The organism is Uliginosibacterium silvisoli, from assembly GCF_036017035.1.
GTDB lineage: Bacteria > Pseudomonadota > Gammaproteobacteria > Burkholderiales > Rhodocyclaceae > Viridibacterium > Viridibacterium silvisoli.
In genome coordinates this window covers 843,881-867,589 of record NZ_JAYXHS010000001.1, presented here as the reverse complement: position 1 = coordinate 867,589, position 23,709 = coordinate 843,881, and the positions used below count along the sequence as shown (strand labels likewise).

Genomic DNA, 23,709 nt, shown 5'->3' with positions numbered 1-23,709 from the left:
GTGAGCTACCAAGGCTTCTCTGCCCGAATGGAGGCTTTGGATCGCTGGGCAGCCATTCGGCTTGCCCAAGGCATGTGACCGTTTTGGCCGAAACTGAGTCAGCTCGTCCCGGTTGGCGTCTACAGCCCATCACCTCGCCAGGCGGTTTTGCGTTTCACTACTTGCACACAGCCAGAGAAAGAGACTGGACACTGCTGCGTGAAATAGCACCGGATCTTTCCGGTCGTGGCTTGAGCAGACTCAAACCCACAATGTGTCGAACGAAGAGAATGTCCTCTCCTTCAAACATGTGCAGCGCGTATGTCCGCCGTAGAAATCGATTTCAGCAACCTCGAGTCTGTGCCGCCTCATCCAGAGAGGCTTGGTGTGGCTTTTCAGTGGGTGGCCTCGGGCGCTATCGTTTTATGCCTGATAGCTGGGCTGCTTTCGCTGCGGCCAGAGCATCGTGTGTGGTGGCATGCAGGCTCGGGAAGCGCGTCTGGCTGCAAACTGGTGACTTTCCCGAATGCAGGCGTGCCATACAAGGTTGCATACCAGTGCAGCGACGGCACCATCTATTTTCCGGCCAGGTAGCGTTCTGGCTGACGATGGCAATGCCATATCACTCCACTGCTTTGCGTGACAAAGTCAGTTTCACCATGGCGCAATCAAACTCAATTGTCTTCTTGCCAGTCGGAGCTCTAGCAAGCTGCAACTCGACAGACCGGTGCAGCGTCAGATCCACGAAGTCTTCGAATTTGAGGATTCGAACGCTCGTGATGTCCGGGTCTTGAACGAAGAAGAAGTAGTCATCTGCTTTGCCGATGAATCGTAACTCTGCGTCGGACGCCAGAGAGTTCGATTTTGGATGCTTCACTTGCGCCGGGCAGACAAATGAGAAATCGCCGCGACTGAAAATGAGCTTGTGCGCTTTTGCAATGCCGTGAGCGAATGAGAGAAGCGGTATGGCCAAAACGCAGATCGCCACAAAGACGCGCAACGGCTCATCCGGGACAAGCTCGCTCAAGATGCGGGACATCGCGATGTGCTTGCCAAGTGGGAGGGCAAGCATCAAGGCAAGAACGTAGAGGCCATACCACCAGCTGCTCGTCGTCAAAGCGTAGGCAAAGCAAGCCGTGGCGACCACGGCGAGAATTGCATAGATCTTGATCTTGATTCTTCGGGATACAGAACGCGGACGCTCGGTCAGCGGCGACGCGAGCGCAATTTCGTGCGTGTCGTCGTAGGTCGCGATAGCCCCGAAAAGCATGAGGTACAGGACTGCAGTTGCGACATATCCGAAGAGCGGATAGATCGATGTCCGAAGCATGTCGTCGAGCGAAAGGAACTCGAAGGGGTTCAAATCAAATGAACCCCAATAGGCGACCAGATAAAGCATGCTGGAGCCGAGCGCTACCGACGTTGCCACGACAGAGTGACTGAACGATTTTCCAGACATTGGCAGGCCACCTGTCTCGCTCGGCGATGGCTCATCATGACGAAGAAGATTTTGGCGGGCAAGTGACCTTTTCAAGCCAAGGTAAGGATGGTCGGTCCACCCGGGTGGATCAGGTCGGGCAGTTCAGCCCATACCGCCGGAATATCGCGCGCGCGAAATCCACTGACTCATTCGTAGGAGATTTTGTGTCGGCCAATTCGTACTTCATGCCGAGGGCTTCCCACTTGAACTTGCCGAGCTGGTGAAACGGCAGGACGTCGACGCGTTCGATGTTGCCGAGCGAGGCGGCGAACTTGGCGACGCCGTCGATGTTGTCGGTGGCGTCGGTGAGGCCCGGGACAAGGACGAAGCGTAACCACACGGGGTGCTTGCGTTCGGCGAGGCGTCGCGCGAAGGCGAGGACGGGCTCGACGGGCTTGGCAGTGGTGCGCAGGTGGGTCTCCGGATCCCAGCTCTTGATGTCGAGCAGGACGAGATCGATGGAGTTCAGGTCTTCGTCGCTGAGCTTGTCGCCGAGAAAACCATTGGTATCGAGTGCTGTGTGCAGGCCGAGTTCTTTGGCGCCACGCATGAGGTTCATGACGAAGCGGTCCTGCACCAGGGGTTCGCCGCCGGATACCGTGAAGCCGCCCTTGGCGAGCTTGAGGAAGCCCGCGTATTTCTTGAGATCGGTGAGGATGTCGTCGACGCAGACGAGCTGGCCGTGCTTGAGCTTCCAGGTGTCGGGGTTGTGGCAGTAGAGGCAGCGGAATTCACAGCCGGTGGTCCAGTAGACGACGCGCACGCCGGGACCATCTACCGAGGAGCCGGTCTCTTGTGAATGGATGAAGCCCCAACGTCCTTCGCGTGAGAGACGGTCGAGTTCATTCTCGTCGAGATTGACGTTGTCTTCTTCGGCACGCAGTTCGAAGCGGCTTCTGTGGAGGATGCTCTCGGTGGTCATGTCTGTTCTTCCATGAAATACGCAGGCCCGGTGACACTCCTGACTGGAGCGCCCCCGGGCCTGCGAGTCTGCGCTGTCCGGCAGCGGCTGACCAGTCCTTCCTAGAACTCTCCGTGGAAAGTACGGTTGACCACATCGAGCTGCTGCTCACGCGTCAGCTTGATGAAGTTGACCGCGTAGCCTGACACCCGGATGGTGAGTTGCGGGTACTTCTCCGGGTTCTCCATGGCATCCATCAGCATGTCGCGGTTGAGCACGTTGACGTTGATGTGGAAGCCCTCGGTGCCGAAGAAGCCGTCGAGCGAGCTGGCAAGATTGCCGACCTGGTCACCGCGTGTCGAACCCATGGCCGAGGGCACGATGCTGGACGTCATCGAGATGCCGTCCTGGCAATGCTCGTAAGGGATCTTGGCGACCGACATGGCGGAGGCAAGGAAGCCGAGCGTGTCGCGGCCGTGCATCGGGTTGGCGCCCGGTGCGAAGGGCTCACCCTTGCGGCGACCGTCCGGCGTGTTGCCGGTGGCCTTGCCATACACCACGTTGGAGGTGATGGTCAGGATCGACTGCGTGTGCAGCGCATTGCGATAGGTAGGGTGCTTGCGCAGCTTGTTCATGAAGGTCTCGGCCAGCCACACGGCGAATTCGTCGACGCGATCGTCGTTGTTGCCGAACTTCGGGAAGTCGCCTTCGGTCACGTAGTCGGTGATCAGACCCTTGTCGTCACGCACGACCTTCACCTTGGCGTACTTGATCGCCGACAGCGAGTCGGCGACGACGGACAGACCGGCAATGCCGAAAGCCATGGTGCGCAGCGGGTTGTAGTCGTGCAAGGCCATTTCGATACGCTCGTAAGCGTACTTGTCGTGCATGTAGTGGATGCAGTTCATGGCATTGACATAGGTGCGTGCCAGCCAGTCCATCGCTACGTCGAAGCGCGACAGCAATTCGTCGAGCGTCAGCGTGTCGCCTTCGATCGGGGCGAAGGCAGGCATGACCTGGTCGCCGGTGATTTCATCGCGACCGCCGTTGATGGCGTACAGCATGCACTTGGCGAGATTGACGCGTGCGCCGAAGAGCTGCATCTGCTTGCCGACGCGCATGGCGGATACGCAGCAGGCGATGGCGGTGTCGTCACCCCAGGCCGGACGCATCAGTTCATCGGACTCGTACTGGATCGAGCTGGTGTCGATCGACACTTGCGCACAGAACTTCTTGAAGCCTTCAGGCAACGCAGGCGTCCAGAACACCGTAAGGTTGGGCTCTGGTGCCGGGCCGAGGGTGTAGAGGGTCTGCAGGTAGCGGAAGCTGGTCTTGGTCACCAGGGTGCGGCCGTCGGTGGACATGCCGCCGAGCGATTCCGTGACCCAGGTCGGGTCGCCGGAGAACAGTGCGTCGTATTCCGGCGTACGCAGGAAGCGCACGATGCGCAGTTTGATGACGAAGTCGTCGATGATTTCCTGCGCTTCGGATTCCGTCAGCGTGCCTTCGGCGAGGTCGCGCTCGAAGTAGATGTCGAGGAAGGTCGAGGTGCGGCCCAGCGACATGGCGGCGCCGTTCTGCTCCTTCACTGCTCCGAGGTAGCCGAAGTAGAGCCACTGCACCGCCTCCTTGGCGTTGCTGGCAGGCTGCGTGATATCGAAGCCATACTTCTGCGCCATGACGACCAGCTCGTTGAGGGCGCTGATCTGCTCCGACAGCTCTTCGCGATCGCGAATGATTTCGTCGGTCGAGTGTGCGTGATCGATGCTGGCCTTCTCGGCACGCTTGGCTTCGATCAGGCGATTGACGCCATACAGGGCGACGCGGCGATAGTCGCCGATGATGCGGCCGCGGCCATAGGCATCGGGCAGGCCGGTGACGATATGCGAACGGCGCGCCTTGAGCACGTCTTCCGGATACGCATCGAAGACGCCTGCGTTATGTGTCTTGCGGTACTTGGTGAAGATGTCCCGGGTTGCCGGGTCGACAGGGAAGTTGTAGGCCTTGAGACTGCCTTCAACCATGCGCCAGCCGCCGTTGGGGAAGATCGCGCGCTTGAGCGGGGCGTCGGTCTGCAGGCCGACGATGACCTCGTTGGCCTTGTCGATGTAACCCGCTTCATGCGCGGTGATCGACGAAGGAATCGGCGATACGTCCAGCACGCCACGCGCGCGCTCGGCCACGAACAGCTCCGAGAGTTTTGCCCACAGTGCGGTGGTGCGCGGTGTCGCGCCCGCCAGGAACGCGGCGTCGCCGAGGTAGGGTGTTACGTTTCTGTGAATGAAGCTGCTGACATCCACGACCTGCTGCCATTCACCATCCTTGAAATTGCGCCATACAGTTGTTGCAAGGCGGTCAGCAGGGATTGTGTCCCGTTCTGCCATGATCGGTCTCCGATAAGTACCGTTATTGCCGTTTAAGGGGGCAGGCTTTGTTACAACCTGCAGTGACATACTAAGGCTGGGCGTTCCAGACTTGCTTGATGTGGATCAAGCGGTAGAAAACAGCTGTGCGTTGCAACGCGAACAGGGTTCGAGCCAGGCATCGTGCGCGTGGACAATGCGGGCGAAGCAGGCGCGCAGCTCCCGTTCAGCATAGACCGGCGCGCTGCTTTGGTGGGAGACTTTTCGCGATGGCAGGGCTTGCGCGCTGCACCATGGTTCTTGATCTCGGTCAGGAAAACGGTATGCAAAGCCGTTACGATGGAGTCGCTTCCAGTGACGGGCGTGATCCGCCGGTCATGGCTCGAGTCGAAGCGCCGAACTACGGCTACCCGCCCAATTCCAGGGAGCAAATTGATGAGTCATGAGAGCCCGCTGCGCTTCCTGCAGGAAGCTGCGCGTCTGCTACTGCAATACAACATGCGTACCGCCTTGCTGGAGCAGCGTTTGCGGCAAGCGGCCGTGTCGCTCGGGCAGGAAGTGCAGATCGTCCCCGGCTATCGCCAGCTCACCATCCATGCCGCCAATGGGGCCTATGCCCATGTGCAGGTGCATGAGCTGCGCATCAACATCGCCGTGAGTGCGCGGGTGAACCGGATCATCGACGAATTGTGTGGCGGCCTGCTGTCCCTGCCGGAGGCGCTACAAAGGCTCGACGAGGTCGAGCGCGTGGCCGAGAAACACCATCGCGGCGTGCTCGCTCTGATCTTCGGTTGTGCCGCTGCTGCGCTGGCCGCCTTGCTGTCGGCCGACGTGCCCGCCATGCTGGTCATCGGCGTGTCTTCTGCGCTTGGCCTGCTGGCGCGCCAGCAACTGGCGAAGCACCATGTCTCGTTGTTTGCCTTGCCTTGCGTTGCGGCCTTCATCGGTGCGCTGGCGGGTGGCCTGCTGATCCGCATGGGCGCGACGACGACGCCAGGCATCTGTCTGATCGTGCCGGCCCTGATGCTGGTGCCCGGCCCGCACTTCATCAACTCGTTGCACGACATCGTCGAGAACAACATGACGACCGGGCTGGCGCGTCTTGCGCTGGCCAGCGCCATCATGCTGTCGGCATCCATGGGCATCTTCCTGGGAGGCTGGCTGACGCTGGGCATGACGACGGTGGCGCCCTGGGACAGCAGCGTGGTCCATATTCCGCTATGGGCCGACATGCTCCTCGCCGGCATCGCGGCTTGCGGTTTCGGTGCGGTGTACAACGCACCCTGGCCGGTGCTGTGGACGTCCATCGTCGGCGGCATGCTGGGACACGGGGTGCGCTACCTCGGCCTGGAATACGGCGCCGGCCTGGTCCTGTCGACCTTCGCAGCCTGCGTAGTGATCGGTGCTTTCGCTGCAGGCTTCGTCGAGCGCCTGCGCGTGCCTTTTGCGGCCGTGGCTTTTGCTGGTGCGGTGACCATGATGCCGGGCGTATTGATGTTCCGCGCCATCGGTGGCGCCATGGAGATCTCGCTGGCAGGCACGCATGCGTCGCCGGCGCTGGTCTCCAGTGCATTCGCGAACGTCTTCACGGCGGGCTTTGTGGTGGGCGCGATGGGGGTCGGGCTATTGCTCGGTGCGCGCATCGCGCCGCTGCGGGCGCGGCCAGCCAAGGCGGCGTGAGCCTCGTCAGGTGATCAGCTGGCGCACCATGTAGTAGCTAGGTCCGGTATAGCTCGAGAGTTTGGCGAGCTCGTCGGCTGTCAGGGACTCCCATACCTCATAACCCAGCTTGCGCCAGAAGCGCTGCGAGTCTTGCACCGATACCAAGGCCGAGTACGCCAGCCCTTCGCGCTGTGCCAGTGACCAGGCGTGCAGCAGCAGGCCACGCGCCAGCCCGCTGCCTTGTGCGCGCGGGCTTACGGCGAGGTCATGCAGGTAGAGGCAGTCCGGCATGGCGGCAGGCGTGAAGGTGTCGCCGAGCAGGGTCAGCTTGCCGAGCCGCGAACGATAGCCCACCAGGTAGGCCAGTGCGCCCTGTGCGTCGGTGGCCAGCCATGCCGAGTCGGGCGCGGCGTCGAGACGGCTGCGGAAGACGGCTTCACTCTCGTTCATGCCGATGCCGTAGCATTCGGCCTGCAGGGCGAGTGCGGCGGGGATGTCTGCCTGCGTCATCAAGCGGATGTTGTGCATGGCAGGCATTGTCGGCGCCGTCTTGACTTGCGTCTAGTTTCGCCGCGCGAAGAGCTGTTAGGCTGAAGATGTCTGCCAAGGAATGCACAATGGATACCGATACCGTAGAGAAGGCCGTCACGACAGGCCGCCGGAAAATCAGCCTGCTCACCGACGATGCGCCGCGCTATTGGCTGCGCTCGGTGCTGGCCGGCATGTATCTCTCCATCGTCGTGATCGTTTTCTGGACGCTGACGCAAAACCTGCACGACAGCCCCTTCGGCAAGGTGATCGCCTCGGCCTTCTTCGGCGTGGGCCTGTCCATCATCGTGTTCACCAACTCCGAGCTGTTCACCAGCAACAACATGTACCTGGCGGCTTCGTCCGGTGCGCACCGCACCACCTGGCGGCAGACGGCATGGCTGTGGACGGCGTGCTGGCTGGGTAACTTCGTGGGCGCCTTGCTGCTCTCGCTGCTGCTGCTCGGCGCAGGCGTGCTCACCGATCTGCCTCCCGAGCATGCCTTGCATGCCGGCGCGCTGCATAAGGCGCACCAGACGGCGACGGTGATCTTCTTCAAGGGCATCCTCGCCAACTGGGTCGTGTGCCTGGCGGTGTGGATCGCTCTGCGTGTGAAGGAAGACATCACCAAGATCGTCGCCATGATCCTGGTGGTCTTCATGTTCCTCTATCTGGGCTTCGAGCACTCGATCGCCAACATGGGCACCTTCCTCATGTCGATGCTGGCCGGCGGCTCGCTGAGCGCAGCCGACGCAGCCTTCAATCTTGTCTTCAGCACGGCCGGCAATATCGTCGGCGGCGGGCTGTTCATCGGGCTGGCTTACCAGTACCTGAGCCCCGGCTCGGTGGAGGAGCCGCCCGCCATCGCGCCTGCCGCACAAGCTGGCAGCGTTCCGCCGCAGGAAACCCGCCGGGCCTGAGCGCGCCAGTCGCCAGGGAACCTGCCGGTTCAGAGGTGCTCCAAGCATCAGCAACGCCCATCTGGTGGCCTATGATGGAAATTGCCGACGGCGCCTTGTCGCGCCCTGCCTTGAACGGTCTTGCAGGAATTTCCCACCATGGCGGACGCCATAACTGCCCTGCCGAGTGCTACCGCCAGCAACGCGATTGCGGGCTTGCTGTCGACCGGGGCCAGCCGTGCTGTCCTGACGCCCGACGTATCGTCCGCCATCTCCCCTCTGACTGCGGCGCCGTCGTCGCAGGTCTCGCTGTCGCAATTCGCGCTGGGCGTGCTGGCACAACAGGCCAGTGATCCGACGCTCAGCATCGACTCGGCCGTAGCCGGGACGCTCTCCAGCCTGCTGTCGTCGGGCACGACCGGAACCGGGCCCCTCTACACCGCGACCGGTCAGCTGCAACAGTTTGCGGGGGCGCTGCTGCTGACGCAGACCCCGGCAGCGGAGATCACGCCTGACAACGCCAGCGCACAGGCACTGCAGTTGCCGACGACACCGGCGACTGATGCGCAACGCCTGCAAGACATCACTGACTCCGTACGTGAGTCCTTCCTCGCTACGCAGCTGGATGCGCTGGATACGCTTGATGAACAGATCAGTGAGTCGCAGGCGGCCCAGACCGCAGGCATCGAGAACAACAGCGCGACGCGTGCTGACGCGGCAGCTCAGCTGGTGGCACAACGCGAGTTGGCCACTGCTGCTGCGCCCGCAGCAAGTGCTGCTGTACAGGCTGCCGCGGTAACGCCCGCCAGCGACGTAGCCACGACGGACCTGACGGCCGTTGGCGCTGCGACCACGACTCCTGCCGTCAATTCCGTCATCGATTCCGTCCCCGCCAGCACGTTGAGCACCACAGACCAGTTGCCGACTACCGCTGACATCAATGATCCGTATCAGCAAGCGGCGCTGGCCAGCGGTCTCACAGCCTTTGGCAAGGAGCTGAACAGCTACCTGCCGGGCGAAGTTGCGGCGGATTTCCCGGCAGCGGTCAGCGCCACGCGCGCAGTCCGGCCGGTCGTGTCCAGAGAAGAAGAGGCGGCCGCCACCCGTTGACGCTGCCCGACCCCGGCATGCAGGTCGGGGTGCTCGTCACATTGCTGAAACATCCGCGAGTGTGGTGCCATTGGCATGGCCAGGTGCCCCGGATGTGCCGCCCGTCAATCGCGTGTCCGGGTATAGTGCGCAGACGTCAGGGCGTTGGCGTATGCCTGTGCCATCCTGCGTTGAGAAGAGATTGAGCCCCCTGTCATCCCGCTGCCTTGCGCGGCGCTTTTCTGAAACCCTAAAAGGAAGCAACTCCCATGCGTTCTATCTGCACACTCTCACTGCTTGCTGCCTGCCTTCTGGCTTCTCCTGCTTTTGCCGCTGATGCGCAGTCGGCACCTGTAGCCGCAGTGCCTTCGGGAAGGCTGATTGCAAATGGTGCCGAGTTCGAGGCCACCGTCGTCGCTGTCAATCTGAAGACACGTCTGGTTACGTTGCGCAGCAAGGACAACGAAACCTTCCAGCTGACCGCCGGCGAAGAAGCGCGCAATCTGGACCAGCTGAAGCCACACGACATCGTCAAGGCAAAGTATGCCGAAGCGATTGCGATGCAACTGAAGAAGGTCAAGGGCGAAGCCCACACGACGGTGGACACCATGGTCGGCCGCACACCCAAGGGCAAGAAGCCGGGTGGCCTGTTCGAGCGTGAAGTGAGTTTTGTGGCTGACGTCACCGCCGTCGATACGGCAGCCAAGGTCGTGACGATCAACGGTGCGGGTGGTCGCGTGGTCGACCTCACCGTGACCGATCCGGCCAACCTGGCGGCCGTGAAGGTCGGTGATCAGGTGGAAGGCGTTTTCGCCCAGTCGCTCGAGATCACCGTGACTGGCAAGAAGGAAGCTGCCAAGGCCAAGCCAAAGAAATAAGCACGACGCAGGACGAAAAAAAGGGGCGCTGCGGCGCCCCTTTTCCATGTACCAACCGGCTTAGAAGCTGACTGCCAGGCCGACCGAAGTGCCTCTCACGTTCTGCCCGAAACAGTAGCGGAAGACGAGGCGGGTGCGCGTGACGATCACGTTGTATTTGCTGGAGTCCAGCTCCAGGCCCGTGCCCAGCGAAGTCAGCTGGTTGAAGCCGAGCAAGCCACCCTGGTCGCCGAGATAGGTGGTGTGCGCAAACTCCAGTACATAGCGCACGGGGCGATCCAGCGCTGTCAGGCCGGTGGGCGCCCGCCAGCGTGCCCACAGGCTGGTCGATTCGCCAGAGGCGGTGCTCTTGATGGGGCTGTTGAAGCTGTGCAACTGGACGTTGGAATAGCGCCATTCGACATCGATCTCACGATCGGGCTTGTAGTCTTCGTAATCGAGCATCAGCGAACCGCCGAGTCCGTACGCACTCATGTGGCCGTCCTGCAGGAAGTCGAAATCAGAGCCGGTCTTGTGTTCGACAAACCATGATGCTGCGGTGATATCGCTGGCGATCTCGCCGAGCATGAAGTTGAAGATCGGGCGCAACTTCAGGTTCTCGGCAATCTTGAAGTCCCAACCGATGCCGCCGCTCCCGCTGACCGAAGTCCACTTCAGGGGGACGTCACGCTTGTCGATACCGTTGCTTGCGACGAAGGTCGGGTCGTAGCGCGAATAGGCAATGCCGCCTTCCAGGTAGAGCGGGAAAGTCTTGCTGATTGAATCGCCACCGGCCAGCTGCGACATGACCAGTGAGGAGCTTTGAGCGCTGCCGCTGCTGGCGCCCATGCTCAGGTTGCTGCTGGTCAGATCGGGCACGGCCGAGAAGCTCATCAAGGCCAGCATGCTGTTGGCACGTTTGCCAACGTCGGTGGTTTCTACTCTGTAGGCGCGAAGGAGTTGCGCGTGTGCGGCCCCCATGCACAGCGTACTGACCAGGCCAAAGCGACAGATTTGTTTCAAGACAGTCGTTGCCATTCGGGTTTCCTATGCGTTGCGCCGGACTTTCTGTGAGGGCCGGTCATCACCAGATGCTGCTCAGCGTAAGTCTATCGGACCTGCCCCGATTTGCGTCGCTGCGCGTTCACCTGCGTGTTCACATGATGTCGAACATATCACTCGATGTGTGGCGGGAAAAGTCATGGCCCGCTCCTATTCGTTGCGACGCTTGTTGAGCGCAGCCAGGTGCGCCTGCAATGCCGGGGGTGGCGGCAGCTTTTCGAGCAGCCACGTGAGGGCCCCCTTGAGACGCTCTGCCGAGAAATCCGGGCTGAATGACAACATGCTGGCACCGTGTACGACGATGCGCATGGCGAGCACTTCGGCATCGTCAGGATCGGCCGATGCGCCGAGCATCTGATTGAGGGCCAGGTCCATGATGGGGGTCATCAGGGCAGAGAGCTTGCTGTCTCCGCGGCACGCCATCCAAAGCTCGAGAAGTGCGACGGTGGGCGCCGAAGGCGGGGTGTCGCGCATGCTCATCAACACCAGATACAGGCGTTCGCGCGGCGGCAAGCTGCCAAGGGCTTCGAGTCGCTGCACCTGTCGTTCGACCACGCTGCTCGCAAAGGCCGGCAACAGGTCGTAGCGGCCGGCGGGGAAGTGATAACGCAATGCCCCACGCGTCACGCCGCTTTGCGCGCACAGGTAGTCCTCGTTGAGTGCGGCATAGCCTTCGCTGGCGAGGATTTCTCCGGTGACTTTCAGCAGGGTTTGTCGCGTGGCGTCTGCACGCGCTTGGGTGACGGGCATGGCGGGATTCTACTATCGCCGCACCGCGTGGCCGGGCACGGGCAGCGCCGTTGCAAGAGGTGCCGTAATAAAACATACATTTTTGTATGTTTTTATGCGGACCTTTCTGACAGCGGAGATTCCCGTGAAACTGAAGCATCTGGCTCTTGGCCTGTCGGCGTGTGCGCTGGCAACACCGGCATTCGCCCTCAACATCCTGCTGACCAATGACGATGGCCTCACCAGCAACGTCAAGGCGATGGTCGACACGCTCAAGGCCGCCGGTCACGACGTCGTCGTCTCGGTGCCCTGCACAGGCCAGAGCGGCCGCAGCTCCGCCATCGTGATGTACAGCACGACCGTCATCGTGGCTGACGACGACAAGACGCAGATCCAGGCGGAGGGCGGCTGCCACAACGGCGCGGCACTGACCGGCGAGCCGGCGGTAGGCAAGTTCACCAAGACCGGCTACACCGACGGCACCTACAACTACGTGCACGGCACGCCAGTGATGGCCACCATGTACGGTCTGGATGTCGTGGCCCAGGCGCGCTGGGGCAAGGCGCCAGATGTCGTGCTGTCCGGCCCGAATGAAGGCCAGAACGTCGGTTCGGTGGTGATCAACTCCGGCACCATCGGCAACGCGCAGTTCGCCGCTTCGCGTGGCCTGCCGGCCATCGCGCTGAGCGCTGGTTCTGACACCACCGACAACACCAACCTCGCCAGTCCCTACTCAACGGTGGTGGCCAGGCTGACCGTCAAGCTCCTGAACGAGCTGAAGGCCAAGGCAGGCACTGGCGCCTTGCTGCCGACCGGTGTCGTGCTGAACGTGAACTTCCCGAACGCACCGACCGAGAGTCTGGCTTTCGCCTTCTCGCGTATCGGCAGCTACAACGCCTACAACCTGGTCTTCAAGAACACGTCTCCCTATGGCCTGACGGCCTCGGTCAGCGGCACGGCGACTGCCGCGCAGGCGGAGGACGAATCGGTGGTCTATCGCAGCAAAGTGGCGATCACGGCGATGCAGGTCGGCTTCGAGCAAAGGCCTCAAGGCCAGGCCTGGTTGCGCCTGCGTCTGCGCGACCTGATCAAGTGAGGCTGGCTCCGATGAAGATCTCATTTCCGATAGTCGCCTTGCTGGGCCTCGCGCTCGCTGCTTGTGGTGGCAATGACAACGGCAACAGCGGCAACACCGCGACCAGCACCACCGAGGCGAAGGTCTCCGTAACTGCCCTGGGCGCTGGCAGCTACGACGTCGTGCTGGGCGACGAGAGCACACCCACGGTGGGCCACTACTATGCAGCGGCAGACGGGTCGCGCTACCTCATCGTCGATGACAGCAACGCGCTGGCCACCGCTGTGTACAAAGACGCGGCCGACGGTAGCTGGAAACGCGTGCCGGCCTCGGCCAGCGACGTCAGTATCAGCTTCCTCAGCAACTCGACCAGCACCACGCTCAAGGCCATCGACCTGAATGCGTTGGCGCGCAGTTACGTGGCGCTGGTGCAGGGCTCGGCTGTCGCCTTCAGCCTCAGCGCGGACGGCAAGATCGTCGCCAGCAGCAGTGCCAGCTGCAAGTTGAACGGCACGGTCGGGGCGGACGTGGTGCAGGGCGCGCGCAAGCTCAGCCTGAGCACGGCTGGTTGCGGTGCGTTGCCAGCGACGCTGCAGGGTTTGATGATTGCCGATGGCGACTACGCGCCAGCCGTACTGCGCTTCGTGCTGGATGATGGCAGCCAGATTACCGAGTTGTGGGCATACGCCGAGTAGGGCACATGTCCGGCCAGAAAAAAGCCCGCACGCGTGCGGGCTTTTTCATCGTCAGGCCAGCGGTCAGCGGGATGACGTATGCATCATCGACGGATAGATGCCTAGGTTAGGTCGAAAGCCTTCAGGACACGCACGCACTCGTCCATGATGGACGCGCCGAGCTCTGACTCGTAGCGAGGGTCGAGCGATTCCATGAGCTCGTGCGCGGTGTACAGACCTGCTTCGCGCGACAGGCTGTCCTTGATCTGTGCAGCCACACCCTCGCTCAGCACCGAACACGATTTGCGTTCGGAAAGCGACAGCTGCTTCTTCGAGCGTAGCAACCACTCCGAGCACAGCGCCTCGCCTTGTGCCTGAGTGAGCCAGTGACCGTGGTCGTAGTAGGTGGATAGGCGGTGGGCCACCAGCGCGTAGAGCGTCGCCGCACGGATGCCGACGGCGGGTTCGTCGCGCTTCGCGTCAAACGCCGGCTCGCGCGAGGGCGAATCGAGCGATTGCCTGCTGTATGTGTCAGTCATTGCGCGTTCGAGATTGCAGTTGGGTCAGACCGGGGCAGAAAAGCGCTGGCCCGGCTTACCCATACCGGGAATCTATTTGCGTGAGAACTTGTTCAGGAGCTGGTCGAGCTTCTGGGCGCGCTCCTGCTCCGCGCGTGCCTGCTTCTCCGCCGCGGCCTTCGCTGCCTTGGCGGCCTTGTGCTCTTCCGCTTGTTTTCTGAAACGCTCGATGAGCTCCTTGCTCGCCAGCGCGCGTTGCTCCTCGCTCACCTCACCCACGGCAGTACCTGCCAGATCGAAGCGCTGCGTAGCGGCCTGCATGGCCTTGAGGTAACGCACGGAATGCGTATGCACGCCCAGCGCTACGCGCAGCTGCTTGCGATCGGTCGCCGGACGCATCTCCAGCAATTGCTTGTCGATGCCGATGGCGAGGGGCCGATGTTCGGCGATGACGGGGAATGCATCCTGAAGTTGCTTCAGCAATGCCCTTGCAGACGAGGGTTGCGATTCGGTGCTGGAGATTTCGGTCATGTGTTGCGTGCTGAGGAAGTGCAATGCCGTAGTTTAGCGAACACCGGGCTTTGCCGGCGTTTTGTGACAACAAGTCCCGGCTCAGGCTGAACCTGTGCCGGCCCCGGGGTTTCAGAATGCCCGCGCCGCCGCCCGGAACATGCTGTTGCGGATGCCGCGATCGAGCAGCGGGCTGTCTGCAATCGCAGCGCCGAACCTGGCGCCTCTTTTCCGGCCCGGAAAGTACATCGCCGCACCATGAGGCATGGTGCGGCGATGAAGACCCTGCGAACGAACCGGTGGTTCAGATCGCTTGTGGATCCGGGACTCAGGCCTTCCTGGAGCGACGGCTCATGCCAAGCCCGACCAGTGCCAGACTTGCCAGTGCCAGACTTGCAGGCTCAGGGACCGAAGCCTGGAAGGTGAGGTTGTCGATGCTGAAATGGCTGCCAGTGGCTTCGAGGTGCAGACGGCTGATGCCGGTGAAGTTGGCGAAGGAGTTGACCGTGCCGTTGATGCTGCCATCCATTACGAATGTAGCCAGGAGGGCATTGCTTGCGTCAAAGGCGGTCCAGGTACCAACAGCACCGCCTGATTGGCAGCAGCTTACATCGACGGAGAGAAAATCAAACGCACCGCCAGAAAAAGTGAAGTTGAAGCCGGAGTTGTTGAAACCCGACGGATCCAGGTGCAGTTGCTGCCCGCTGCTGTAACCCCAGAAGTTGTTACCGCCCGTGCCCGTGACGGTGATGCCGGCTTCCTGGTAGTTGGCCAGGGTTTGACTGGACGGTGTGAGACCCGAGAAAGTCACGACCGTGGCCTGGGCGCCAGCCGCCGTCAGCGCAAGCGCTGCTGCCGCGACGATTGGGCGCAGGGTTTTTGCGAGATTCTGTTTTTTCATTATTTATTCCCTTTTTTGAGTAAAAACCTATCAGCGTCTCAACCTGATTGACGAGGCGCGATCAGGTCGGGAGGCTGACAAGCAAAACCCGGGCCGCATTATTCATATTTTTTATGAAACAGCGGGTTACAGAAAATATGCTGGCCGGGAAGTCTGGCCGGCTTGGCATTCGTAAGAGTTCCCGACACAACGACCGCAACTCACTCCACGGTCACGCTCTTGGCCAGGTTCCGGGGTTTGTCCACATCGGTGCCGCGTGCGCAGGCTGTGTGATATGCCAGAAGTTGCAGCGGCACGACATGCAATATGGGTGACAGCTCGCCGTAATGCTCGGGCAGGCGGATGACGTGCACACCGGCTTCGCTGTTGATGCGGCTGTCGGCGTCGGCGAAGACGTAGAGCTCGCCGCCGCGCGCACGGACTTCCTGCATATTGCTTTTGAGTTTGTCGACCAGCGCATCATTGGGAGCAACGGTGACGACGGGCATCTCGGCGTCGACGAGCGCCAGCGGGCCGTGTTTGAGCTCACCTGCCGCATAGGCCTCGGCATGGATGTAGGTGATCTCCTTGAGCTTGAGCGCGCCTTCGAGGGCGATGGGGTAGTGCAGACCACGGCCAAGGAACAGGGCATTTTCCTTCTTCGCGAAGTCCTCGCTCCACGCGATGATCTGCGGCTCCAGCGCGAGCACGGATTGCAGTGCTGCCGGCAGGTGGCGCAGGTCGCGCAGCCATTGCGTTTCCTGTTCGACACTGAGGTGGCCGCGCAGTTTGGCCAGGGCCAGCGTGAGCAGGAACAAGCCGCCGAGTTGTGTCGTGAAGGCCTTGGTGGAGGCGACACCGACCTCGACACCGGCGCGCGTGATGTAGGCGAGCTTGCTCTCGCGCACCATGGCGCTCGTCGACACATTGCAGATGGTCAGCGTGTGCTCCATGCCGAGACTGCGCGCATGCTTGAGTGCCGCCATGGTGTCGGCCGTTTCGCCGGACTGCGAAATGGTGACGACGAGCGTGCGCGGGTTGGGCACGCTGTCGCGGTAGCGGTACTCGCTGGCGACTTCGACCTGCGTCGAGATTTTCGCAATGGATTCGAGCCAGTACTTGGCGGTGGAGCCGGAGTAGTAGCTGGTGCCGCAGGCGAGGATCAGGACCGAATCGACCTCCTTGAAGATGCGATATGCATCGTCGCCGAACAGGTCGGGCTCGAAGCCTTCGACGCCTTCCAGCGTGTCGGCGAGTGCGCGTGGTTGCTCGAAGATTTCCTTCTGCATGTAGTGGCGATACGGGCCCAGATCGGCCGCGCCAGTGTGTGCATGTACGGTGCGTACTTCACGCTGTACGGATCTGAATTCCTGGCCGTTGCGCGCGACGATCCAGTGCTTGCCCATCTGCAGGTCGACCACGTCGCCTTCTTCGAGATAGACGATCTGGCTGGTCACGCCGGCCAGCGCCATCGCGTCCGATGCGAGGAAGCGTTCGCCTTCGCCGACGCCGAGGATCAGCGGCGAGCCGAGTCGGGCGCCGACGACGCGGTGTGGTTCATCGCGGCAGAACACGGCAATGGCATATGCACCATGCAGGCGGTGGGTGGCGTTCTTGACAGCTTCGAACAGGTCGCCATCGTAGAGATGATCGACGAGGTGGGCGATGACCTCGGTGTCGGTCTGACTGAGGAATTCGTAGCCCTTGCCCTTGAGCTCGGCGCGCAGCTCGTCGTGGTTCTCGATGATGCCGTTGTGAACCAGCGCGATGCGGTTGCGCGAGAAGTGCGGGTGGGCGTTATGCACAGCCGGTGCGCCATGCGTGGCCCAGCGGGTGTGGGCGATGCCCGTGCCACCGCTGACATCGTCGGCAGCGACCTGGGCTTCCAGCTCGGCCACACGCGAGGTGCTGCGTGCGCGGCGCAACTCGCCGCCCTGATGCACGGCCACGCCGCAGGAGTCGTAGCCGCGATATTCGAGCCGCTTGAGGCCTTCAACCAGGATGGGAACGATGTTGCGGGCGCTGACTGCGCCGACGATGCCACACATGTGGGACTCCGGGGTTCGGTTGGAATGTGCGGATCATAGGCGTAGCGATATGAAATTAACTTGCAATATTCTGCACAAATGTGAATATTATTTTTGTGCTGTATTGGTGTGCAACTTTATTTCATAAATTGACGATAAATGATCCATGAAAAGCGTAGCTGACAAGAATTCTTTGAGCCTTGATGCCATTGATCTGCGCATCCTCGAGCAATTGCAGCAAGACGCGGCGCTTTCCAACCAGGCGCTGGCCGAGAAAGTGCACGTCTCGTCAGCAACCTGCCTGCGGCGCGTCAAGCGCCTGACGGATGCCGGCCTGATCGAGCGGCAGGTGGCCATTCTGTCGCCGCAGCACCTTGGCCACGGCCTGACGGCCATCCTCGAGATCACGCTCGACCATCAGGCACTTGAGCATCTCGTGGCCTTCGAGACGCGCGCCGCGGCCGATGCTTCGGTGCAGCAGTGCTACCGCGTGTCCCCCGGGCCGGATTTCGTGCTGATCGTGCAACTGGCCGACATGGCCGACTACAACGCCTTCGTGCAGCGCATGCTCTCGCTCGATGCCAATGTCCGCAATGTAAGGACTTTCTTCGCCACCCATCGTGCAAAATTTGGCACGCAGGTGGTATTGCCTGCGCTTTAGCTCGGGCCCGTTCCGAGCGCTGTGCGGAGCCAGCATGCGGGTGACTTCTTTCCTTGTGAGCAGTGTCCGGCGCAGGGCCCTTGCACTCGTGCTGGGTTTGCTTGCTGGCTGTGCCAGCCCACCTAGAGGCGGCGACCAGGCGCCCATGTCCAAGGCCATGCCGCTGGCGGCGCGCGAGCAGATCCGGCACGTCGAGGTGCTTGTCGGCGTAGGGCAGAACGGCCCTCTGATTGGCGACAAGGAGGCCGTCTGGCAGCCTGCGGCGCCCGCGCTTGGCCTGGTTGTCGTCGCCGCACCACGTGTGGGGCAACGCCCCCGGACAGAAAATGGCTATGGCGATACCGTTTCGACGCGCGTGGGAAGTCGCGGTGACGTCATCGTGATGCTGGGTGTGCTGGTGCTCGTCGGCGCCGTCATGCTGGTGCAGGTGGCGGGCGAGATGGGCTACGACAACTACCGCTATTTCATGGCTGATCGTGCGTTGGCGCCGATCCGTCGCAACCTGGCCGACTATGACGTCGGCGAGCGTCTGCGTCAGTCTTTCGACGATGCCGTGCGTGGCACCGTTCCTGAAGCGCCGGGCAAGGTCGGGCTGGTGGCGCCTGCAACGCCGGAGCATTTCGAATCGCGCTATGCCATGGCAGGCGGAGATGCGGTGCTCCTCGTCGCGCTCAACTACGCCTGGTCGATGGATCTCAACACGCTCACCGTGGCGGCCGAGGCCAATCTCTATCCGAAGACGCCGGCACTCTGGCAGCTGCAGTACGACACCTATCGTCGCGGCACGCGCACGGACAAGCTTCCCGGCGCCTTGCTTACCGATGTGCGTCATTCGCTGTACCGACAGGTGATCTCGTACGGCATTTCCCTGCCGACACGTCAGGATGATCGCGACCTCGCCGCAGCCGCCTGGGCGGCAGACGATGGTGCACGCTTGCGTGGCGCGCTGGATGAAGGCGTGAACGTCATCTCGCGCCTGGTCTCCGCTGACCTTGCCAGCGCGCAGCAGAATGACTGGAGCCCCTCGGCGCGCAGCATGGCACTCGACGTGGGCGGCAAGCGCTTCAATGTGTCGCGCGATCTGCAGGGGGTGACAACGGTGACGCGTTTGCCGGTGATGCGGCCTTAACCGGAGAAGGGGTGAAGTCAATGCTCATGCTGAGCAAGTGGCCCGCAGCGTAGGTCGGAAAAGCAAAGCGCCTTCCGACGTCAGGGCATCAAATAGTCTGCAGGCTTTGAGTTGCGATCGGCATGTCGGAAGGCGCTTTGCTTTTCCGACCTACACACCCGAGGTGCCGGGCAGCAGATCCGCTCGGCCAAGTGTCTTGTGCAGGTAATGGCGCTCATGCTTGCCCGAGAATTCCGTGAGGCGACCAAACATCCTGGCGATGTTGCCGCATGCATCAAGGCGCGATCTGCACCTCGAAGTCCACCGCGTCCATCGTTTCGTCGCGCGGGCCGAGCAGGGTCAGGCGATGACGCCCTGCCGTCGGCTGCCAGACCACCTGCGCACCCTGGCCGATGATGTTGTCATCCATCTGCCAGCGTGTCGCGCGGGCGGTGAATGCTTGCAGGGTCCACGGCGGAACCGGTGAGTTCAGCGTGTAGATCTGGCCGCCCTGTGGCGTGCGGATGCGCGCGCCGGCGGGCAGGGCTTCGGTCATGACGCGATCGAGTTCGGTGCCTTTGATGAACCATTCGCGCCGTACGGGCTCGTCCGGCGGTTCGAAGACGACGATGCTGCTGGTCACGCCATCGGGGGCTGCGGGCGCACGCGAAGGCTCTTTCTGGATGGCGCCGACGATGTCCTTCCAGAGTTGTTGCGCGCTGCGTGCAATATCGTCGGGGTGATCGGCGCGCTCCGGGCGGTTCAGCGAGACGAGGACGGTGAAGCGGTCCGTATTGCCCATGACGACTTGCTGGCGACCGTCGGGCGAACTCGTCGTCCAGCTGCTGCGCCAGCCGCCGGCGTTATCAGCAAGCATGTCCTGCGTGATGAAGGCTGCCGCAGGGGTCAGTACGCGGCGCGCATTGGCGGCGTCGGGCGCAAGTGGTGAGACCGGCACGTAGCCAATGCCGCTGCTGAGGCTGTGCCAGGCGCCGGCAAGCTGCACCAGAGAAATGTCGCCTGCCAGCGCATCGGGACCGGGCGGTGCATCGAGCCCGAGCTGACGCATGCGTTCGTTGAAAGCGTCGTTGCCGATGGTGCGGATCAGCTCGCGCAATTGCTCGCGCAGAGCGCTGCTGTTACGCATCTGCATGGCCGTGCGCAGGGACGAGACGCTGGCGCTGTAGCCGGCGCGTGCATCCTTGGTGTCGAGCACGTTGTTGGCGTCGATGAGCAGGCTGGCGGCGGTGTGGCTGCGTTGCTCGATGCCGTATTCGACGCCATAGGGCAGCCACCACTGTGTCAGGGCCTGACGTGCCTGCAGGCCATCGGCGTCGCGTGCCTGCAGGGCACCCACCCAGGCCAGTACTTCGCTGCTGGCATTGTCCAGCACGATGACGGAGGCATTCTGCTGGCGGAGATGGGTGGCGATGCGCGACAGCGCGCCGAGGGCATTGCGTTGCGTGACGGCATCCAGCGTCGTCGTCACGCGCTGGCCGGGCTGGTGCAGCAGACCGCGTGCGAGATGAGGGGCCAGTGCGAAGCGCGGCACATTGCGTGGTGCATCGAGCCGGTTCTGCGCCAGCAGGTTGATCTGCGGGCAGAGCTTCTTGTCCTTGAGCAGGTCAGCAAGGATGCAGGCGCGTCGCGCCACAACGGGAACCTTGGCGTTGGGGCCGCGCAACAAGGCGGCGAGGATGGTGGCTTCGCGTCGTGTCAGGGACTGTGGCGCGACGCCGAGCAGGATCTGGCTGGCAGCGCCGATGCCTTCGAGGTCGCCGCGAAACGGCGCGAGGTTGAGGTAGGCCTCGAGAATCTGTTCCTTGCTCCAGCGCTTTTCCAGCTCCAGCGCGGCGAGACTCTGGTCCCACTTCTGCGACAGATTGCGGCGTGAGGTGCCGCGACCGGGCAATTGCAGTTCCGGCTCGAGCAGACCGGCCAGCTGCATGGTCAGTGTCGAGCCACCGCGCTTGGTCTGACCCCACAGGTTCTGCCAGGCGGCGCCGAGAAAGGCTTTCCAGTCGATACCGGCGTGTTCGAAGAAGCGCTTGTCTTCAGCGGCCAACAGGGCTTCGCGCATGGCGGGCGAGAGGGTTTGCACGTCGACCCATTGTAGGCGCCGCACCTCCGGGTTGAGGCGCAGATCGGCCAGCGGTTCACCATGACGGTCGAGAAGCTGCGCGTCGGACGGTACGTAGGCCGCTTTGACCTGTTCGAAGCTCGGCAACACTTGCGCCGCTTGCAATGGCGCAATCAGGAAACCGCCGCAGATGAGGCCTGCGTACAGCGCGGCGGTAAAACGGATCTTCATGAAAATGACGGCATGTCCTGCAGCAAGGACTCGCATTGTGCCGCAGCGTCGTGTTGCGCGCAGTACCCGGCCGGGCATGCCTGCCGGCGAGGGCATGAAAAAGCCGGCACAGGTGCCGGCTTTTCGTGGGCGCTGAGCGCGATCAGTTGCGCTTGCGACGGCTCAGACCAAGGCCGGCCAGGGCCAGGCCAAGAAGGGCGATGCTGGTGGGTTCGGGCACGTTCGTGCTCGCGGTGCTCACCGATCCTGCCGTCACCACTCGAGGCGAGCCACAGTTCATGCACTCCCATGAGCCGGTGTCCCATAGCCGGGGCGCGTCGGTCAGTTCCAGTGCAACCGTCCCGCCGAGCGCGGTCAGTGGCGCCACGAAATTCAGATTGATGTAACGAGAGTAATCGTTGGCAATCACCATGAATTCAGTTGGGCTCGACAGGAAGTAGGAGGCCGAGTTTGCTGTTGTATAGGCGTACCCCGCCAATGTGCCGGCCGTTGAGGTCAAAGACCAGTTCGAGTAGGTGCTGGTCGCGGCGTCGTAAAAGAACGAGCCGCTCAAGGTCGTGTTGTCATTGAAAGTGACGCCAGACAGGTTCCACTGGATCGGTGTTGCGTTGACGGTGCCAGCCAGCAGGAAGGCAGCACAGGCGAAAAGGGAAGCAGCAAGTTTTTTCATTTTTCTTGTCCGGCAGGGAAAACGATTGTTCTGGTGGTGGTGCGATGGCGTGTGCCAGTGCAGCCATTAATGCAATTGATGTGCCACTGCCGCGCAATGCCTGATTTTGTTGATTATGGCGTTTCTGCGGCAGGGCTGGATGGTTCGCCGTGTAAAGCATGGCGACACCTGCATGTGAACAATTTCACGCTCGCAACAGAACGAAGAACGTTTTCTGGCGCCGCTCTACGGGCGACGTCCGGGTGCGGGGCGAAGTAAGGGAAGGGCGGAATAATCCTGCCGATGACAGGTGTACAGGCAGAGAGACCGGGAGCGAATCCGGGTCTTGTCGATTATTGTTGTTTATCGAGCGCTGACTGTACTGCCTGGAGACGCGCTGCCTGGATCAGCGCGGGAATACGTGACTTGTCTGGCGCGCTGCGCGCAATAGCGCCGGCATCGACGCTGCTGAAAGCCTGCAGCGCGGTACGCAGGCGATCGGCCTGCGGATAGGCGACGTCTTCCAGCCCGGTGCGCCCGCGGGCATCGCACAGGCAGACGGCGATCAGTTGTTCGGCGCGCTCAGGGCGGCGCAATACATCGAGGCGGTCGAGAAACTTCGCGACAGTGTCGGGCCGCATCTGCATGAGCTGGTGCATGCTGCCGTGCTCGCGCGCGGCCAGCAGGGCCAGGTCGCGGCAATCGGTCGGCACCTTGAGGCGCTCGCAGACGGCTTCGACCAGCTTCGCGCTACGCGCTTCGTGGCCGTAGTGATGTGGCAACACATCGGCGGGCGTCGTGCCCTTGCCGAGGTCATGCAGCAGGGCTGCCCAGCGCACGGGCAGGCTTTCCTTGCGCCGCGCCGCCATGTCGACGACCAGCATGACGTGCACGCCGCTATCGACCTCCGGGTGGTGTTGCGGCGGTTGTGGCACGCCGAACAGCGCGTCGAGTTCCGGCAGCAGGCGTTGCAGAGCGCCGCATGCACGCAGCACTTCGAACATGCGCGAAGGCTTGTCGTACATGAGGCCGCGCGCGATCTCCTGCCAGACGCGTTCGGCCACCAGGTGGTCGACCTCGCCGGCGGCGACCATCTGCGTCATCAGGGCGAGGGTTTCCGGTGCGACCGTGAAGTCCCCGAAGCGCGCTGCAAAGCGCGCAATGCGCAGGATGCGCACGGGGTCCTCAGCGAAAGCCGGGCTGACGTGACGGAACACGCGTGCCGCCAGATCGCGCTGGCCGCCATAGGGGTCGATCAGGCTGCCATCGGGTAATTCGGCAATGGCATTGATGGTCAGGTCGCGACGGATCAGGTCTTCCTCCAAGGTCACATCGGGGCTGGTGTGGAAGGTGAAGCCCTTGTAGCCCTGGCCGCTCTTTCGCTCGGTGCGGGCGAGTGCGTATTCCTCGCGCGTCTGTGGGTGGAGGAATACAGGGAAGTCCTTGCCGACAGCCTTGAATCCGTGCGCCAGCATGTCTTCTGGCGTCGCGCCGACGACCACCCAGTCGTGATCCTGAACCGGCAGGCCGAGCAGGCGATCGCGAACGGCGCCGCCGACGATGTAGGCGCGCATGGGGTCTGGCAGCAGGTCAGGGTGGGGGCTCATGGTGCGGGAAACGGCTTCGCGGCGGGTGGTGGATGCAGGTGGATGCTACGCGACTTGTCCCTGCCCTGCAGGTCGTCAGCACGGGGCTGTAGTTTTTTCAAACCGTGCCGTAGATCAGAATATCGACGCCATAACAAGGA

Annotated in this window: 21 protein-coding genes; 8 read left to right on the top strand and 13 right to left on the bottom strand. The window is 62.3% G+C overall.

Going from position 1 to position 23,709, the window contains the following annotated elements:
- Positions 1–601 precede the first annotated feature (601 nt).
- The 3 genes from VVD49_RS03960 to pflB form a co-directional block, all read right to left on the bottom strand.
- Positions 602–1,438 (bottom strand): hypothetical protein, encoded by an 837-nt coding sequence (locus VVD49_RS03960; RefSeq protein ID WP_327597827.1) that lies wholly within the window; start codon positions 1,436–1,438, stop codon positions 602–604.
- Positions 1,439–1,547: 109 nt separating this feature from the next.
- Positions 1,548–2,381: a pyruvate formate-lyase-activating protein gene (gene pflA / locus VVD49_RS03955; protein ID WP_327597826.1), complete on the bottom strand. Its 834-nt coding sequence runs from the start codon at positions 2,379–2,381 to the stop codon at positions 1,548–1,550.
- Positions 2,382–2,482: 101 nt separating this feature from the next.
- Positions 2,483–4,744 (bottom strand): formate C-acetyltransferase, encoded by a 2,262-nt coding sequence (pflB, locus tag VVD49_RS03950; protein ID WP_327597825.1) that lies wholly within the window; start codon positions 4,742–4,744, stop codon positions 2,483–2,485.
- A 414-nt stretch (positions 4,745–5,158) separates the two neighbouring features.
- Here pflB and VVD49_RS03945 point away from each other — a divergent pair, with 414 nt between their 5' ends.
- Positions 5,159–6,403 carry a threonine/serine exporter family protein gene (locus tag VVD49_RS03945; RefSeq protein ID WP_327597824.1) on the top strand — a complete coding sequence of 415 codons (1,245 nt, stop codon included), beginning with the start codon at positions 5,159–5,161 and terminating at the stop codon, positions 6,401–6,403.
- 6 nt (positions 6,404–6,409) lie between these two features.
- On the opposite strand, the gene VVD49_RS03940 is transcribed toward VVD49_RS03945, so the two are convergent.
- The gene (locus tag VVD49_RS03940; protein WP_327597823.1) at positions 6,410–6,922 is read right to left on the bottom strand and encodes a GNAT family N-acetyltransferase; all 513 of its coding nucleotides are present in this window, start codon (positions 6,920–6,922) and stop codon (positions 6,410–6,412) included.
- 80 nt (positions 6,923–7,002) lie between these two features.
- Between VVD49_RS03940 and VVD49_RS03935 the strand changes: the two genes are divergently transcribed.
- The 3 genes from VVD49_RS03935 to VVD49_RS03925 all read left to right on the top strand — a co-directional run bounded on the left by VVD49_RS03935 (position 7,003) and on the right by VVD49_RS03925 (position 9,779).
- Positions 7,003–7,833, top strand: coding sequence for a formate/nitrite transporter family protein (locus VVD49_RS03935; RefSeq protein WP_327597822.1), 831 nt, complete (start codon positions 7,003–7,005; stop codon positions 7,831–7,833).
- Positions 7,834–7,971: 138 nt separating this feature from the next.
- Entirely contained in the window at positions 7,972–8,922 is a 951-nt protein-coding gene (locus VVD49_RS03930; protein ID WP_327597821.1) for a hypothetical protein, read from the top strand.
- Between the two features lie 248 nt (positions 8,923–9,170).
- The gene (locus VVD49_RS03925) at positions 9,171–9,779 is read left to right on the top strand and encodes a hypothetical protein (RefSeq protein ID WP_327597820.1); all 609 of its coding nucleotides are present in this window, start codon (positions 9,171–9,173) and stop codon (positions 9,777–9,779) included.
- Positions 9,780–9,839: 60 nt separating this feature from the next.
- On the opposite strand, the gene VVD49_RS03920 is transcribed toward VVD49_RS03925, so the two are convergent.
- Both VVD49_RS03920 and VVD49_RS03915 read right to left on the bottom strand, forming a co-directional pair.
- Positions 9,840–10,796, bottom strand: coding sequence for a hypothetical protein (locus tag VVD49_RS03920; protein WP_327597819.1), 957 nt, complete (start codon positions 10,794–10,796; stop codon positions 9,840–9,842).
- Positions 10,797–10,970: 174 nt separating this feature from the next.
- Positions 10,971–11,570, bottom strand: coding sequence for a TetR/AcrR family transcriptional regulator (locus tag VVD49_RS03915; protein WP_327597818.1), 600 nt, complete (start codon positions 11,568–11,570; stop codon positions 10,971–10,973).
- A gap of 124 nt (positions 11,571–11,694) precedes the next feature.
- Between VVD49_RS03915 and surE the strand changes: the two genes are divergently transcribed.
- Together surE and VVD49_RS03905 are read left to right on the top strand one after the other, a co-directional pair.
- Positions 11,695–12,645, top strand: coding sequence for a 5'/3'-nucleotidase SurE (gene surE, locus VVD49_RS03910; RefSeq protein ID WP_327597817.1), 951 nt, complete (start codon positions 11,695–11,697; stop codon positions 12,643–12,645).
- A gap of 11 nt (positions 12,646–12,656) precedes the next feature.
- Positions 12,657–13,319 carry a hypothetical protein gene (locus VVD49_RS03905; RefSeq protein WP_327597816.1) on the top strand — a complete coding sequence of 221 codons (663 nt, stop codon included), beginning with the start codon at positions 12,657–12,659 and terminating at the stop codon, positions 13,317–13,319.
- A gap of 101 nt (positions 13,320–13,420) precedes the next feature.
- Here VVD49_RS03905 and VVD49_RS03900 read toward each other — a convergent pair whose 3' ends face one another.
- The 4 genes from VVD49_RS03900 to glmS all read right to left on the bottom strand — a co-directional run bounded on the left by VVD49_RS03900 (position 13,421) and on the right by glmS (position 17,254).
- Positions 13,421–13,837 carry a hypothetical protein gene (locus VVD49_RS03900; RefSeq protein ID WP_327597815.1) on the bottom strand — a complete coding sequence of 139 codons (417 nt, stop codon included), beginning with the start codon at positions 13,835–13,837 and terminating at the stop codon, positions 13,421–13,423.
- Between the two features lie 72 nt (positions 13,838–13,909).
- The gene (locus VVD49_RS03895; RefSeq protein WP_327597814.1) at positions 13,910–14,347 is read right to left on the bottom strand and encodes a ProQ/FINO family protein; all 438 of its coding nucleotides are present in this window, start codon (positions 14,345–14,347) and stop codon (positions 13,910–13,912) included.
- A 307-nt stretch (positions 14,348–14,654) separates the two neighbouring features.
- On the bottom strand, positions 14,655–15,227 hold the full coding sequence (locus tag VVD49_RS03890) for a PEP-CTERM sorting domain-containing protein (RefSeq protein ID WP_327597813.1): 573 nt from the start codon (positions 15,225–15,227) through the stop codon (positions 14,655–14,657).
- 200 nt (positions 15,228–15,427) lie between these two features.
- Positions 15,428–17,254, bottom strand: coding sequence for a glutamine--fructose-6-phosphate transaminase (isomerizing) (glmS, locus tag VVD49_RS03885; RefSeq protein ID WP_327597812.1), 1,827 nt, complete (start codon positions 17,252–17,254; stop codon positions 15,428–15,430).
- Positions 17,255–17,399: 145 nt separating this feature from the next.
- On the opposite strand from glmS, the gene VVD49_RS03880 reads away from it, so the two are divergent.
- Positions 17,400–17,894 carry an Lrp/AsnC family transcriptional regulator gene (locus tag VVD49_RS03880; protein WP_327597811.1) on the top strand — a complete coding sequence of 165 codons (495 nt, stop codon included), beginning with the start codon at positions 17,400–17,402 and terminating at the stop codon, positions 17,892–17,894.
- Between the two features lie 145 nt (positions 17,895–18,039).
- The gene (locus VVD49_RS03875) at positions 18,040–19,023 is read left to right on the top strand and encodes a hypothetical protein (protein ID WP_327597810.1); all 984 of its coding nucleotides are present in this window, start codon (positions 18,040–18,042) and stop codon (positions 19,021–19,023) included.
- Between the two features lie 274 nt (positions 19,024–19,297).
- Here the strand turns inward: VVD49_RS03875 and VVD49_RS03870 are convergent, their stop codons facing one another.
- From VVD49_RS03870 to VVD49_RS03860, 3 genes are all read right to left on the bottom strand, one after another.
- Positions 19,298–21,313: a transglycosylase domain-containing protein gene (locus tag VVD49_RS03870; protein WP_327597809.1), complete on the bottom strand. Its 2,016-nt coding sequence runs from the start codon at positions 21,311–21,313 to the stop codon at positions 19,298–19,300.
- A 142-nt stretch (positions 21,314–21,455) separates the two neighbouring features.
- Complete coding sequence (locus tag VVD49_RS03865; protein ID WP_327597808.1) at positions 21,456–21,983, bottom strand: PEP-CTERM sorting domain-containing protein; 528 nt, start codon at positions 21,981–21,983, stop codon at positions 21,456–21,458.
- 332 nt (positions 21,984–22,315) lie between these two features.
- On the bottom strand, positions 22,316–23,536 hold the full coding sequence (locus VVD49_RS03860; RefSeq protein WP_327598941.1) for a multifunctional CCA addition/repair protein: 1,221 nt from the start codon (positions 23,534–23,536) through the stop codon (positions 22,316–22,318).
- Positions 23,537–23,709: the final 173 nt, after the last annotated feature.

Excerpts from the sequence above, each read along its gene's own strand:
- VVD49_RS03920 (WP_327597819.1), bottom strand. The coding sequence starts at position 10,796 with ATGGCAACGACTGTCTTGAAACAAATCTGTCGCTTTGGCCTGGTCAGT.
- VVD49_RS03865 (WP_327597808.1), bottom strand. The coding sequence starts at position 21,983 with ATGAAAAAACTTGCTGCTTCCCTTTTCGCCTGTGCTGCCTTCCTGCTG.
- VVD49_RS03930 (WP_327597821.1), top strand. The coding sequence starts at position 7,972 with ATGGCGGACGCCATAACTGCCCTGCCGAGTGCTACCGCCAGCAACGCG.
- VVD49_RS03900 (WP_327597815.1), bottom strand. The coding sequence starts at position 13,837 with ATGACTGACACATACAGCAGGCAATCGCTCGATTCGCCCTCGCGCGAG.
- VVD49_RS03905 (WP_327597816.1), top strand. The coding sequence starts at position 12,657 with ATGAAGATCTCATTTCCGATAGTCGCCTTGCTGGGCCTCGCGCTCGCT.
- VVD49_RS03960 (WP_327597827.1), bottom strand. The coding sequence starts at position 1,438 with ATGTCTGGAAAATCGTTCAGTCACTCTGTCGTGGCAACGTCGGTAGCG.
- VVD49_RS03935 (WP_327597822.1), top strand. The coding sequence starts at position 7,003 with ATGGATACCGATACCGTAGAGAAGGCCGTCACGACAGGCCGCCGGAAA.
- VVD49_RS03915 (WP_327597818.1), bottom strand. The coding sequence starts at position 11,570 with ATGCCCGTCACCCAAGCGCGTGCAGACGCCACGCGACAAACCCTGCTG.
- VVD49_RS03880 (WP_327597811.1), top strand. The coding sequence starts at position 17,400 with ATGAAAAGCGTAGCTGACAAGAATTCTTTGAGCCTTGATGCCATTGAT.
- VVD49_RS03940 (WP_327597823.1), bottom strand. The coding sequence starts at position 6,922 with ATGCCTGCCATGCACAACATCCGCTTGATGACGCAGGCAGACATCCCC.
- pflA (WP_327597826.1), bottom strand. The coding sequence starts at position 2,381 with ATGACCACCGAGAGCATCCTCCACAGAAGCCGCTTCGAACTGCGTGCC.
- VVD49_RS03860 (WP_327598941.1), bottom strand. The coding sequence starts at position 23,536 with ATGCGCGCCTACATCGTCGGCGGCGCCGTTCGCGATCGCCTGCTCGGC.
- pflB (WP_327597825.1), bottom strand. The coding sequence starts at position 4,744 with ATGGCAGAACGGGACACAATCCCTGCTGACCGCCTTGCAACAACTGTA.
- VVD49_RS03895 (WP_327597814.1), bottom strand. The coding sequence starts at position 14,347 with ATGACCGAAATCTCCAGCACCGAATCGCAACCCTCGTCTGCAAGGGCA.
- VVD49_RS03870 (WP_327597809.1), bottom strand. The coding sequence starts at position 21,313 with ATGAAGATCCGTTTTACCGCCGCGCTGTACGCAGGCCTCATCTGCGGC.
- glmS (WP_327597812.1), bottom strand. The coding sequence starts at position 17,254 with ATGTGTGGCATCGTCGGCGCAGTCAGCGCCCGCAACATCGTTCCCATC.
- VVD49_RS03890 (WP_327597813.1), bottom strand. The coding sequence starts at position 15,227 with ATGAAAAAACAGAATCTCGCAAAAACCCTGCGCCCAATCGTCGCGGCA.
- VVD49_RS03875 (WP_327597810.1), top strand. The coding sequence starts at position 18,040 with ATGTCCAAGGCCATGCCGCTGGCGGCGCGCGAGCAGATCCGGCACGTC.
- VVD49_RS03925 (WP_327597820.1), top strand. The coding sequence starts at position 9,171 with ATGCGTTCTATCTGCACACTCTCACTGCTTGCTGCCTGCCTTCTGGCT.
- VVD49_RS03945 (WP_327597824.1), top strand. The coding sequence starts at position 5,159 with ATGAGTCATGAGAGCCCGCTGCGCTTCCTGCAGGAAGCTGCGCGTCTG.